Here is a 12,980-nt window from a genome sequence, read left to right as displayed (position 1 = left end):
GCGGGGGAGATGTCCGGCAGGACAGAGGGGGGTGCGAAGGAGCGCACGCGCTGGCGACTGGAACGTCTTCCCACCTCGATTCCACCAACCAATCCAACCATCTGACTTCACAGGAACTTCCATGAAATCGCATGCACGTGTCGTGGTCATCGGGGGCGGGGTCGTTGGCTGCTCCGTGCTCTACCATCTCGCACGCGCGGGGTGGACGGATGTGGTGCTGCTCGAGCGCGACGAACTGACGTCCGGGTCGACCTGGCACGCGGCCGGCGGGATGCACACGGTCAATGGCGACCCGAACGTCGCCAAGCTGCAGAAATACACGATCAACCTCTACAAGGAGATCGAGGAGCTTTCCGGCCAGGCGACGGGCGTCCATTTGACCGGCGGCGTGATGCTGGCGGCGACGACGGCGCGGATGGACTGGCTGCGCAACCTCGTCGCCAAGGGGCGCTATCTCGGCATCGAGTTGGAGGAGATTTCGGCCGCGGAAGCCGGCGAACTGATGCCGCTTCTCGATCCGGGCGAGTTCGTCGGCGCGGTGCGCACGGTGGTCGACGGCCATCTCGATCCGTCGGGGGTGACGCACGCCTACGCCAAGGCCGCGCGCAAGCTCGGCGCATCGGTCGAGCGGTTCACCAAGGTCGAGGGGATCGCGCGGCGGCCGGACGGGCTGTGGCAGGTCTCGACGAACAAGGGCGAGATCGTCGCCGAACACGTCGTCAATGCAGGCGGGCTGTGGGCGCGCGAAGTGGGGCGCATGGTCGGGCTCGAACTGCCGGTGCTCGCCATGGAGCATATGTACCTGATTACCGAGGACATGCCGGAGGTCGCGGCCTGGAACGCGAAGACCGGCACCGAAATCATCCACGCGATCGATTTCGACGGCGAGCTTTATCTCCGCCAGGAGCGCGGCGGCATGCTGATGGGTACCTACGAGAAGGCCGGCAAGCCGTGGTCGGAGGTCGAGACGCCGTGGAACTTCGGGCACGAGTTGCTGGAGCCCGACCTCGACCGCATCGCGCCCTCGCTCGAAGTTGGGTTTCGCCATTTTCCGGCCTTTCAGAAGACCGGCATCAAGCAGATCATCAACGGCCCCTTCACCTTCGCGCCGGATGGCAACCCGCTCGTCGGGCCGGTGCGCGGGCTGCCGGGCTTCTGGGTCGCGTGTGGCGTCATGGCCGGGTTCAGCCAAGGCGGCGGCGTCGGGCTTGCCATCGCCAACTGGATGATCGAGGGCGACCCGGGAGCGGATATCTGGGCGATGGACGTGGCGCGCTACGGCGACTGGGCGTCGATGGCCTACACCAACGCCAAGGTGCGCGAGAACTATTCGCGACGCTTCTCGATCCGATTTCCGAACGAGGAACTGCCGGCCGGCCGGCCGCTGCGTACGACGCCGGTCTATGACCGCCTGTCGGAGAAGGGCGCGCAATGGGGCGTGGCCTACGGGCTCGAAATGCCGCTCTGGTATGCGCCGGAAGGCGTGAAGGACGATTTTTCTTGGCGACGCTCGACCGATTTCGAGCATGTCGGGCGCGAAGTCGCGACGGTGCGCGAGCGCGTCGGGCTGTCGGAGATTTCGAGCTTCGCGAAGTATCGCGTGACGGGTGCGGGGGCGGAAGCGTGGCTCGACCGGATGCTTGCCTGCCGGCTGCCGAAGCCGGGGCGGATGACGCTGGCGCCGATGCTGAAGGAAGATGGCGGGTTGATCGGGGATTTTACGGTGGCGTGCTTGATGGCTCAGCGCGGGGGACCCCCACCCTTTATCCCTCCCCACAAGGGGGAGGGAGTCGCCGACGTTGAATCCTTGTCTGCTGCCTCCGAGCCTGGCGGAAACGATGATGCAAAAGGTGCATCGACAACGTCTCCCTCCCCCTTGTGGGGAAGGGTGCGGGGTGGGGGTATGCCGGGCTCGGACCCCGCAGAATACCTCATCTTCGGCTCCGGCATCGCCGAGCAGTTCCATATGCGCTGGTTCGAGCGGCATCTGCCCGTGGACGGGTCGGTGCAGGTGGAGGCGCTGGGGCTCGGCATAGTGGGGCTGTCGATCGCCGGGCCCGATGCGCGGCGGGTTCTGGAGAAGGTCACGCGAGCCGATGTCTCTAACGCTGCCTTTCCGTTCATGGCGATCCGCCGGATGGACGTCGCCATGGCGCCGTGCCTCGTCGGGCGGGTGAGCTATACGGGCGACCTTGGCTATGAGATCTGGATGGAGCCTGAATATCAGCGGCACGTGCTCGATGTGCTGCTCGGCGCCGGTGCGGAATTCGGCATCGGGCTCTTCGGTGCGCGGGCGCTCAATTCGATGCGGCTGGAAAAGAGCTACGGCTCGTGGGCGCGCGAATACCGGCCGATCTATGGGCCGCTCGAGGCCGGGCTCGATCGTTTCGTCGCCTATGACAAGAGCGCCGATTTCATCGGGAAAAGCGCGGCATTGGCGGAAAAGTCGAATGGCGGCAAGCTTCGGTTGCGCAGCTTCGCGGTCGAGGCCGTCGATGCCGACGTGATCGGCGACGAGCCGATCTGGCATCGCGGAGAGGTCAAGGGCTGGGTGACGTCCGGCGGCTACGCGCATCATGCTGGCACGTCGGTCGCGCTGGGCTATGTGCCGAAGGAGATCGCTGGCGAACGGGAGGGGTTCGAGATCGAATTTCTTGGGCGCCGGCACCGCGCGCGGATGCTCGACACGGTTCTCTTCGATCCGGATTTCACGCGAATGCGCGGCTGACCGCGGCTCAGGCGCCGGTGTCGATCCCGGCGCGAAGGGCGAGCGCTTCCACCCGGTGCGACTGCGCCTGGCGACGGGCTTCTGCATGATCGTCGCCGAGGCCCCAGCGCGCGGCGTCGCTGGCGCGTCGGCCCCAGGATGCGGCTTCCTGATCCTGCAAATCGGCAAGCGAATTCAATACGTTATGTGCGTATGGCTTCACGACGACCCCGTTCCCCCGAATGGTTAACGAAAGCTATCGAAGGTCTTGGCCGATGTCGCCTGCCAATGCGAATAAAGATGGGGAAAAGGGGCAAAAAAATCGTGATGAGGGCGTGCCAGGCATCCAAGAAGAGATGGGTGTTTACTTAACCCGACAAGCGACGCCAAATCAGCATGTTAACCAGATTTTAACGTTACGGTTGCGCGTTTGAACTTTCGGAGGCAGTTTCCCGGCGAGAGTTGACAAGTTCTAATTCAAGTGGAGTTCGCCGTGGAACAGAGCACAATCAAGACACTGGACGCGGGATTGACCGAAGCGCTTCGGGCCGATGCCGCCAAGACTGCAGAGCCGGCGCGTCCGCGCCGCGAGATGAACCTGCCGGGCCTCGGCGACACGACCCGCGCGCCGCGCCGAATCGCCGGCGGCTTTGCCGGCTTGAGCGAAGACCTCGACCGGCGCATGCGTGACTGGCGCAACATGCTGCGCGTCCTCGACCAGCAGCGCCCGCAGCTCGAAGCGGCCGAAATCCAGTATGACGCCGCCTACGAGACGCTGGCCAAGATCGTTCCGCAGGCGCAGGACACCGGCAAGTCGCTGAAGGCGATGATCGCCACCACCAAGGCGGGTGACATTTCCGAAGACCTCGCCGGGCAGTTTTCCAAGAATCTCAAGGCGCTCGAGGAACTCGAGGCGGTGGCCGAGAACCTGACGACGACGATGCTTCACCTTCGCTCGTCGTGGGAGCAGTATGCGCGCTCGATCATCAAGGCGCAGAAGATGCGCGATGCTGTCGGCGGCGACAACGCCTGAAAGGGTGTGAACGACCTGCGGCGTTTGCTGCAGGTCGGTATTCCAAGTCAGGGATAGCCGGTGATCGTCACGCTGATGGCGCCGATGCCGTCGATCCCAGCTTCGATGCTGTCCCCGGGGACAAGGGCGCCGACGCCCGCCGGGGTGCCGGTCATGATCAGATCCCCGGGCTTCAATTCGACAGAGCGGCTGGCGATGGCGATGATGTCCGGCACGGGCCAGATCTGCTCCGCCAGATCGCCCTCCTGCCGGGCGGCACCATTCACCGACAGCCAGACCCGGCCGGATGCCGGATGACCGATGCCGTCCGAAGGCGTCAGCGGCGAAATCGGCGCGGAATGATCGAAGGCCTTCGCCCATTCCCAGGGACGCGCGGCCTTCTTCGCTTCTTCTTGAAGGTCGCGCCGGGTCAGGTCGATGCCGACGCCGTAACCCCAGACATGATCGAGTGCGTCATCGGGCGAGATGTCCCGGCCGCCCTTGCCGATCGCGACCACGAGTTCGACCTCGTGGTGCAGGTTGGTCGTCAAAGGCGGGTAGGGGATGTCGCCGGCGGCGTCGAAGGCGGCATCCGCCGGCTTCATGAAGAAGAAGGGCGGATCGCGCTCGTCATTGCCCATCTCGCGCACATGCGCCGCATAGTTGCGGCCGACGCAGAAGATGCGGCGGATGGGGAAGCGCTGATGGCTGCCGGCGATGGCGAGCGAAGGCTGGGCGGGGGCGGCGAAGGCGAATTCATTCATACGCTTTGCTTAACGCGATAAGCGGCGTCCGCCAAGCGGGATTAAGTGGACTAAAATACTCATATTAATCAGCGGTTTGTGTGCGTTGCGCCAATTTTTGACCGATTGATAAAAAAAGAATCCGTGCTAGCCTTCCGGAAAAACCAATAATGGGGAACCGAATGGCTGAAGGCCTCTATAAGGAGGGGATTGCCGCGCAGCGGCTGGCCCCGGACCAGTATCCGAAGAATTTCGCGGATTTGCATCCGCCGCTCGACCGGCATGAGGCGCTGGTCGAATCCGACCGGTGCTATTTCTGTTATGATGCGCCCTGCATGCAGGCCTGCCCGACCTCCATCGATATACCGCTGTTCATCCGGCAGATTTCGACGGGCAATCCGCTTGGTTCGGCCAAGACAATCTTCGACCAGAACATCCTCGGCGGCATGTGCGCCCGTGTCTGCCCGACCGAGACGCTGTGCGAAGAAGTGTGCGTGCGCGAGGTCGCCGAGGGCAAGCCGGTGCAGATCGGCCGCTTGCAGCGCTATGCGACCGACACGGCGATGGCGCGGGACGTGCAGTTCTACGAGCCGGCTCCATCGACCGGACGCAAGGTCGCGGTGATCGGCGCCGGGCCGGCGGGGCTCGCCTGCGCGCATCGGCTGGCCATGCACGGCCACCATGTCACCATCTACGAGGCAAGGCCGAAGCCGGGCGGGCTCAACGAATACGGCATCGCGGCCTACAAGGCGCCCGAGGGCTTCGCGCAGGCGGAAGTCGATTATGTCCTGTCGATCGGCAATATCGAGGTCCGAAACGGCCAGATGATGGGCCGCGACTTCGCGCTTTCCGAACTCGCCGCGAGTTATGACGCGGTGTTCGTCGGCGCTGGCCTGACGGGCGTCAATGCGCTGCAGGCGGACGGCGAGGATTTCGAAGGCGTGGAGAACGCGGTCGATTTCATCGCCGCGCTTCGCCAATCGCCGGACCTGTCGCAATTGCAGGTCGGCCGGCGCGTCGTCGTCATCGGCGGCGGCATGACAGCGGTCGATGCCGCGGTCCAGTCCAAGCTCCTTGGCGCCGAACAGGTGACCATCGCCTATCGCCGCGGCAAGGAAAGCATGAACGCATCCGAGTTCGAGCAGGATCTGGCGGCGTCGAAGGGCGTCTCCATCCGCCACTGGCTGAAGCCGGTGCGCATTCTCGCCGAGGGCGGCAAGGTGAGCGGCATCGAGCTCGAATACACCGAAATCCGCGACGGCCGCGTTGCCGGTACCGGCGAGACGGTGCGGATCGACGCCGACCAGGTGTTCAAGGCGATCGGCCAGACCTTCGACGCCATTCCGCTGAACGGCTCCGGCTCCGCCATCGCGATGGAAGCCGGGCGCATCAAGGTCGATGAAGAAGGGCGCACCTCCGCGCCCAAGATCTGGGCCGGCAGGCCAGAGGGGGGTGAGTACGGCGAAGAACACTCGTTCTTAAAGGCTGTCCGCAATGCCTGGTCCGGCAAGACTTCCAGCCTATGGGCTGCGGACAATCCTGCGCGCGGCCAGTGCGGCGTAACCGCGCTTGTCGCCCAAGACCACCTCGGCGGCGAAATTCTCAAAACCAAAATGGGCGGGCGCTGGCATTTCTATAATCGCGTGGCAGGGCGCCGCGTCGATTTCACGTCCAGCCAGTTCGATCATCCAATCCAATACGATGACCTGCTCGCGAGCCGGCAGGAAGCGTTTTCCGACACCAATGACGAGCAGTATGCGGAATTGTCCAACCGCCTGTCGCTTGTCACGGCAAAGGGGTAGCCCCATGGCAGACATTCGTTCGAACTTCGTCGGCATCAAGTCGCCCAATCCGTTCTGGCTGGCCTCCGCGCCGCCGACCGACAAAGCGTACAACGTCGTGCGCGCGTTCAAGGCAGGCTGGGGCGGGGTGGTGTGGAAGACGCTGGGCGAGGAGGGGCCGCCCGTCGTCAACGTCAACGGCCCGCGCTATGGCGCGATCTGGGGTGCGGACCGGCGACTGCTGGGCCTGAACAATATCGAGCTCATCACCGATCGAGACCTGCAAACCAATTTGCGCGAGATCAAGCAGGTCAAGCGCGACTGGCAGGACCGGGCGATGGTCGTCTCGATCATGGTTCCATGCGAGGAAAACGCGTGGCGGTCGATCCTGCCGCTGGTCGAGGAGACCGGGGCGGATGGCATCGAGCTCAATTTCGGCTGTCCGCACGGCATGAGCGAGCGCGGTATGGGCGCGGCGGTCGGCCAGGTGCCCGAATATATCGAAATGGTCGTGCGCTGGTGCAAGCAATACACCCGCATGCCGGTCATCACCAAGCTGACGCCGAACATCACCGACATCCGCAAACCCGCGCGGGCCGCACATGCCGGCGGAACCGACGCCGTCTCGCTGATCAACACGATCAACTCGATCACGGGCGTCAATCTCGACAGCTTCGCGCCGGAGCCCACCATCGACGGCAAGGGCACGCATGGCGGCTATTGCGGCCCGGCGGTCAAGCCGATCGCCATGAACATGGTGGCCGAGATCGCGCGCGACCCCGAAACGCGCGGCCTGCCGATTTCGGCGATCGGCGGCATCACGACATGGCGTGACGCGGCCGAATTCCTGGCGCTCGGCGCCGGGAACGCGCAGGTGTGCACCGCGGCGATGACCTACGGCTTCAAGATCGTCGAGGAGATGATCACCGGGCTTTCCGAATGGATGGACGAGAAGGGCCACCGCGACCTCGACGACATCATCGGCCGCGCGACGCCGAACGTCACCGACTGGCAGTATCTCAACCTCAACTATGTCACCAAGGCGCGTATCGACCAGGATCTGTGCATCAAGTGCGGCCGCTGCCACATCGCCTGCGAGGACACCTCGCACCAGGCGATCACCAACATGGTGGACGGCAAGCGCCACTTCGAGGTGATCGAGGCGGAGTGCGTCGGCTGCAATCTATGCGTCAATGTCTGCCCGGTCGAAAGCTGCATCACCATGGAGGCGCTGGCCGCCGGCGCGCTCGATCAGCGCACCGACAAGACGGTGTCGCCGGTCTATGCGAACTGGACCACGCATCCGAACAATCCTGCCGCAAAGGTTGCGGCCGAGTAGGCTTGCGCGGGCAAAACTTCTCATGTGAATTGCATCGGGCGAGGGATACCGCGCCCGATTTTTTCGTGAACGAGGACGATTGCAAATTGGCCGACATCGCGGTGAAGCGCTCCCATGCCCAAGGTCGCGACAAACTCGTCGGCCATCTGGCGATGCTCGGCTTTGCCGCGCTCGTCTCCGGCTCCTATTCGATCGGCGCCATGGCCGCCTCGCATATCGGGCCGGGCGCGATCAACACCGTGCGCTTCGTCTTCGGCATCTGCGTGATGGCGAGTGCGGTGGCGCTGTTGAACAAGGGGCGCATTCCCGCCCCGCGCGAGGTCTGGCGTTATGCGGTGCTCGGCTTCCTGATGGCGGTGTTCTTCATCACCATGTTCATCGCGCTGCGGCTGACGACGCCGGTGGCGACGGGCGCGGTGTTCACGCTGATGCCGCTGATGGCGGCGGGGTTCGGACTGCTCTTTCTCGGCGAAAAGCCGCGCGCCATCGTGCTCGTCGGCCTCGTCGTCGCGGCCTGTGGGGCGGTCTGGGTCATTTTTCGCGGCGATGTCGGCGCGTTGTTTGCCTTCGATCTTGGGCTTGGTGAACTGATCTTCCTGATCGGCGTCGCCTGCCACGCGGCCTATGCGCCGCTGGTGCGCCGGCTCAATCGGGGGGAGGCGCTGCCGGTCTTCACGCTGTGGACGCTGTTCGGCACCGGCGTCTGGATCGCGCTCTACTCCGTGCCGGAACTTTTGGAGACCGACTGGGCGACGCTGCCGCCGATTGTCTGGATTGCCGTCGCCTATCTCGCCGTCTTCACCACGGCCGGCACGACGTTCCTCGTTCAGTTCGGCGCGATGCGCCTGCCGGCTGCCAAGGTGATGGCCTACACCTATCTCACGCCGTCCTTCATCATTGTCTACGAGGGCCTGCTCGGCCATGGGTGGGCCAGCGGCGCGGTGGCGGCCGGTGCGTTGGTGACGATGGCTGCGCTGGTGGTGCTGGCAATGGCGCCGGATCGCTGAAGGTTGAAGATGGCGATTGGAGCTGTTATGTTTGACGTAACATGATCAGGAGCTTCGCCGATAAGCACACCGAGGCGTTGTTCGAAGAAGGCATCTGCCATCGGAATTGGCGAATGATCGAGAAGATCGCCCTTCGCAAACTCGATCAACTCAACAACGTCGCGGGCATCTCTGACCTCGCGGTGCCACCGGGCAATCGATTGGAACGATTGCGAGGCGACCGCAAAGGGCAATGGAGCATCAGGATCAACGATCAGTATCGCCTGTGTTTTCGATGGGAAGGTGACGACGCCTTCGATGTCTGCATAGTCGACTATCATTGACGGAGTTCGATATGGCACGGATCACGACGCACCCCGGCGAAATGCTCAACGAGGAATTCCTGCTGCCCATGCAGCTTTCGGCGCGTGCGCTCGCGCGGCAGATGGGCGTGCCAGCGAATCGGATCACGGGCATCGTCAAGGGGCAGCGATCAGTCACAGCCGACACGGCCATCCGGCTGGAGAAGGTGCTCGGCATGTCGGCAGTATTCTGGATGCGGCTGCAGGACAGCTACGATCTTTCGAAAGCAATGGCCGAGGCAGACTACTCTGCCATCGAGAGGCTCGACACACACGCTGCCTGAGGTCGCGGGTCACCCCTTCGGCCGCAACCCCTCCAGAAACAACTGCTCCAGATAGCGCGCAGCATCCTCGAACCGGCCGTCGCCGCCTCTGTCCGGCCCCAGAACCGTGCGGACCTGGATGTCGAAGTCGGCGTAATGCTGGGTCGTCGCCCAGATCGAGAAGATCAGGTGCCAGGGGTCGGTCCGGGCGATCTTGCCGGCCTTCATCCAGCCCTTGATGAGCGCGGCCTTTTCGTCGACGAGGGGCTTCAGTTCGCCTTCGATCAGATGCTGGATGCGGGGCGCGCCCTGCAGGATCTCGTTGGCGAAAAGGCGGCTTTCGCGGGGGTAGTCGCGCGCCATTTCGAGCTTGCGGCGGATATAGGAGCGCAATTCGCCGATCGGGTCGCCGATGTCGTCGAGTTCGCGCAAAGGGGCGAGCCATGTCTGCAGCAGGCGCTCGATCAGCGTCGTGAACATCGCCTCCTTGGAGCGGAAATAGTAGAGGAGGTTCGGCTTCGACATGCCGGCTGCCTCGGCGATCTGGTCGATCGTTGCCCCCCGGAAGCCGTGCTGCGAGAAGACGTCGAGCGCGGCATCGAGGATCAGTTCGCGCTTCTCGGTCTGGATTCGCGTGCGGCGACGGCGGACGGGTGTTTCAGCGTCCATGACTGTACCTCGACTGGACCAATTGACTGGACCAGTTGCTCATCGCGTGTGGAGCGCGAGGATGCTGCGCCATTTCCCCTACTATGTCCTTGACCGCCATGGTGGCGGTGCTAACGTTTGTCCAATCGGTCAAAAATGCGTAGCACGACTGCGTCCGACACACCAAGCGTTGGCCGAAAAGGGAACACGAAAAAGGGGAAGCTTGGTCATGTCGAACCGGCTCAACGTCGCGCCGAACGATCTTTCCGCATTCTGGATGCCGTTCACCTCCAACAGGCAGTTCAAGCAGGCGCCGCGCATGCTGGCTTCTGCCAAGGACATGCATTACCGCACGACCGACGGACGCGAGATCCTCGACGGGACGGCGGGCCTGTGGTGCGTCAATGCCGGGCATTGCCGGCCGAAGATTACCGAGGCGGTACAGCGCCAGGTCGCCGAGCTCGACTATGCCCCGGCCTTCCAGATGGGCCATCCGATCGTCTTCGAACTCGCCAACCGGCTGGTCGACGTCGCGCCCGAGGGCATGAACCACGTCTTCTTCACCAATTCCGGGTCGGAATCGGTCGACACCGCGCTCAAGATCGCGCTTGCCTACCAGCGCGTGAAGGGGCAGGGCTCGCGCACACGCCTGATCGGCCGCGAGCGCGGCTATCACGGCGTCAATTTCGGCGGCATCTCGGTCGGCGGCATTGTCACCAATCGCAAGATGTTCGGCACGTTGCTCACCGGCGTCGACCACATGCCGCACACGCATCTGCCGGCCAAGAACGCGTTCACGCGCGGCGTTCCGGAGCATGGCGGGGATCTTGCCGACGAACTGGAGCGCATCGTCACGCTGCATGACGCCTCGACCGTCGCGGCCGTGATCGTCGAACCGGTCGCCGGCTCGACGGGCGTCCTGATCCCGCCGCAGGGCTATCTGAAGCGACTGCGCGACATTTGCACCAAGCACGGCATCCTGTTGATCTTCGACGAGGTCATCACCGGCTTCGGCCGTCTCGGAACGCCGTTTGCGGCCGATTATTTCGGTGTGATGCCCGACATCATCACCACCGCGAAGGGCGTGACCAACGGCGTCATCCCGATGGGCGCGGTGTTCGTGACGTCGGAAATCCACGACGCGTTCATGACCGGCCCCGAGCACATGATCGAGTTCTTCCACGGCTACACCTATTCGGGCAACCCGATCGCGTCGGCCGCGGCGATCGCCACGCTCGACACCTACAAGGAAGAGGGGCTGCTCACCCGCGGCGCAGAGCTTGCTCCCTATTGGGAGGATGCGCTCCACTCGCTGAAGGATGCGCCGAACGTCATCGACATCCGCAATATCGGCCTTGTCGGCGCGATCGAGCTGCAGCCGATCGCGGGCGAGCCGACCAAGCGGGCGTTTTCGGCCTTCGTCAAGGCGTTCGAGAAGGGCGTGCTCATCCGCACGACCGGTGACATCATCGCGCTTTCGCCGCCGCTGATCATCGAGAAGGGCCAGATCGACGAGATCGTCGATTGCGTCCGCACGGTGCTGAACGAGGTCGCCTGAAAATGGCCCGCCCGCAGGCGACGCACGCGGTTCTGGTCGATGACGACCAGGTGCGCGTCACGCGGTGGGACTTCGCGCCGGGCGCGGAGACGGGCTGGCACCGGCACGGCATGGACTATGTGATCACCACGATCACGCCATGTGCGATGCTTCTGGAAGAGCCCGGCGGCACCAGCCGCCGGGTCGAATTCAAGGCGGGGGACGCCTATCGCCGCAGCGAGGGCGTCGAGCATAACGTCATCAATGACGGCGACGCGCCGATGTCCTTCGTCGAGATCGAACTGAAAGCATAAGGGGACCACATGGCAGCGCCGGGCGAAAATCTGCGAATCAATCCAGACCGTTTGTGGGATTCGCTGATGGAGATGGCGAAGATCGGCCCGGGCGTTGCCGGCGGCAACAACCGCCAGACGCTGACCGACGAGGACGGCGAGGGCCGCCATCTCTTCAAGCGCTGGTGCGAGGATGCGGGCATGAGCGTTGCCGTCGACCAGATGGGCACGATGTTCGCACGCCGCGAGGGCACGGACCCGGACGCGCTGCCGGTCTATGTCGGCAGCCATCTCGACACCCAGCCGACCGGCGGGAAGTTCGACGGCGTCCTCGGCGTCCTCGGCGGGCTCGAGGTCATCCGCTCGATGAACGATCTCGGCATCAGGACGAAGCATCCGATCGTCGTCACCAACTGGACGAACGAGGAAGGCACGCGCTTTGCGCCGGCGATGATCGCCTCGGGCGTGTTTGCCGGCGAGATCGATCTCGACTGGGCGTATGACCGGACGGACGCCAAGGGCAAGCGCTTCGGCGACGAGCTGGAACGCATCGGCTGGAAGGGCGAGGAGGAGGTCGGGGCGCGCAAGATGAAGGCGTTCTTCGAACTTCACATCGAGCAGGGTCCGATCCTCGAGGACGAAGGGATCGACATCGGCGTCGTCACGCACGGGCAGGGGCTCTGGTGGCTGCAGTTCACGCTGACGGGCAAGGATTCGCACACCGGCTCGACGCCGATGCCGAAGCGCCGCAATGCCGGGCTCGGCATGGCGCGGATCACCGAGCTCGTCCACGAAGTCGCGATGGACTTCCAGCCGGACGCCGTCGGCGCCATCGGCCATGTCGAGGTCTATCCGAACTCGCGCAACGTCATTCCCGGCAAGGTCGTCTTCACGGTCGACATCCGCTCGCCAGACCTCGACACGCTGACGCAGATGCGCGAGCGGATCGAGGACGGAGCGGCGACGATCTGCGAGGCGCTCGACATCGCCTGCGACGTCGAGGCGGTTGGGCATTTCGATCCCGTCGCTTTCGACGAGGGCTGCGTGAGTGCCATTCGCGATGCGGCCGAGCGGCTCGGCTATTCACATCGCAATATCGTTTCGGGCGCCGGACACGACGCCTGCTGGATCAACCGCGTCGCGCCGACGGCAATGGTCATGTGCCCCTGCGTCGATGGGCTCAGCCACAACGAGGCCGAAGAGATCACCAAGGACTGGGCGCGCGCGGGAGCGGACGTGCTTTTCCATGCGGTTGTCGAGACTGCGGAGATCGTGGAGTGAGAGGTCGGGGGCTTCAAATACCCCCACC

The 12,980-nt window shown here is 64.1% G+C and carries 13 protein-coding genes and 1 pseudogene; 11 read left to right on the top strand and 3 right to left on the bottom strand.

What is annotated here, in order from left to right; all coding sequences use genetic code 11:
- Window positions 1-121: 121 nt before the first annotated feature.
- Complete coding sequence (locus ALII_RS23200; protein WP_024588782.1) at window positions 122-2,728, top strand: FAD-dependent oxidoreductase; 2,607 nt, start codon at window positions 122-124, stop codon at window positions 2,726-2,728.
- A gap of 7 nt (window positions 2,729-2,735) precedes the next feature.
- Here the strand turns inward: ALII_RS23200 and ALII_RS22545 are convergent, their stop codons facing one another.
- Complete coding sequence (locus tag ALII_RS22545) at window positions 2,736-2,930, bottom strand: hypothetical protein (protein WP_152529689.1); 195 nt, start codon at window positions 2,928-2,930, stop codon at window positions 2,736-2,738.
- A 52-nt stretch (window positions 2,931-2,982) separates the two neighbouring features.
- Between ALII_RS22545 and ALII_RS23005 the strand changes: the two genes are divergently transcribed.
- Entirely contained in the window at window positions 2,983-3,141 is a 159-nt protein-coding gene (locus ALII_RS23005) for a hypothetical protein (protein ID WP_210163449.1), read from the top strand.
- A 59-nt stretch (window positions 3,142-3,200) separates the two neighbouring features.
- Window positions 3,201-3,740, top strand: coding sequence for a hypothetical protein (locus tag ALII_RS0118900; protein ID WP_152529688.1), 540 nt, complete (start codon window positions 3,201-3,203; stop codon window positions 3,738-3,740).
- Between the two features lie 47 nt (window positions 3,741-3,787).
- Here the strand turns inward: ALII_RS0118900 and ALII_RS0118895 are convergent, their stop codons facing one another.
- Window positions 3,788-4,483, bottom strand: a complete 696-nt coding sequence (locus ALII_RS0118895) for a fumarylacetoacetate hydrolase family protein (RefSeq protein WP_024588780.1) — start codon at window positions 4,481-4,483, stop codon at window positions 3,788-3,790.
- 161 nt (window positions 4,484-4,644) lie between these two features.
- Here ALII_RS0118895 and ALII_RS0118890 point away from each other — a divergent pair.
- From ALII_RS0118890 to ALII_RS0118870, 5 genes and pseudogenes are all read left to right on the top strand, one after another.
- Window positions 4,645-5,898: pseudogene (locus ALII_RS0118890) on the top strand (NAD(P)-dependent oxidoreductase); the annotation flags it as partial.
- 370 nt (window positions 5,899-6,268) lie between these two features.
- The gene (gene preA, locus ALII_RS0118885) at window positions 6,269-7,582 is read left to right on the top strand and encodes an NAD-dependent dihydropyrimidine dehydrogenase subunit PreA (protein ID WP_024588778.1); all 1,314 of its coding nucleotides are present in this window, start codon (window positions 6,269-6,271) and stop codon (window positions 7,580-7,582) included.
- An 86-nt stretch (window positions 7,583-7,668) separates the two neighbouring features.
- Window positions 7,669-8,589 (top strand): DMT family transporter, encoded by a 921-nt coding sequence (locus tag ALII_RS0118880; protein WP_244437471.1) that lies wholly within the window; start codon window positions 7,669-7,671, stop codon window positions 8,587-8,589.
- A 41-nt stretch (window positions 8,590-8,630) separates the two neighbouring features.
- Window positions 8,631-8,912, top strand: a complete 282-nt coding sequence (locus ALII_RS0118875; RefSeq protein WP_024588776.1) for a type II toxin-antitoxin system RelE/ParE family toxin — start codon at window positions 8,631-8,633, stop codon at window positions 8,910-8,912.
- Between the two features lie 11 nt (window positions 8,913-8,923).
- Window positions 8,924-9,214 carry a HigA family addiction module antitoxin gene (locus tag ALII_RS0118870; protein WP_024588775.1) on the top strand — a complete coding sequence of 97 codons (291 nt, stop codon included), beginning with the start codon at window positions 8,924-8,926 and terminating at the stop codon, window positions 9,212-9,214.
- 9 nt (window positions 9,215-9,223) lie between these two features.
- On the opposite strand, the gene ALII_RS0118865 is transcribed toward ALII_RS0118870, so the two are convergent.
- Window positions 9,224-9,862, bottom strand: coding sequence for a TetR family transcriptional regulator C-terminal domain-containing protein (locus tag ALII_RS0118865; protein ID WP_024588774.1), 639 nt, complete (start codon window positions 9,860-9,862; stop codon window positions 9,224-9,226).
- Between the two features lie 208 nt (window positions 9,863-10,070).
- Here ALII_RS0118865 and ALII_RS0118860 point away from each other — a divergent pair, with 208 nt between their 5' ends.
- The 3 genes from ALII_RS0118860 to ALII_RS0118850 are packed head-to-tail and all read left to right on the top strand — an operon-like array spanning window position 10,071 to window position 12,952.
- Window positions 10,071-11,399 (top strand): aspartate aminotransferase family protein, encoded by a 1,329-nt coding sequence (locus ALII_RS0118860; protein WP_024588773.1) that lies wholly within the window; start codon window positions 10,071-10,073, stop codon window positions 11,397-11,399.
- Window positions 11,400-11,401: 2 nt separating this feature from the next.
- Window positions 11,402-11,692, top strand: coding sequence for a cupin domain-containing protein (locus ALII_RS0118855; protein ID WP_024588772.1), 291 nt, complete (start codon window positions 11,402-11,404; stop codon window positions 11,690-11,692).
- 9 nt (window positions 11,693-11,701) lie between these two features.
- Window positions 11,702-12,952, top strand: a complete 1,251-nt coding sequence (locus tag ALII_RS0118850) for a Zn-dependent hydrolase (protein ID WP_024588771.1) — start codon at window positions 11,702-11,704, stop codon at window positions 12,950-12,952.
- Window positions 12,953-12,980: the final 28 nt, after the last annotated feature.

The organism is Aliihoeflea sp. 2WW (assembly GCF_000497755.1).
Lineage (GTDB): Bacteria > Pseudomonadota > Alphaproteobacteria > Rhizobiales > Rhizobiaceae > Aliihoeflea.
This window is presented reverse-complemented; position numbering and strand designations above follow the sequence as displayed.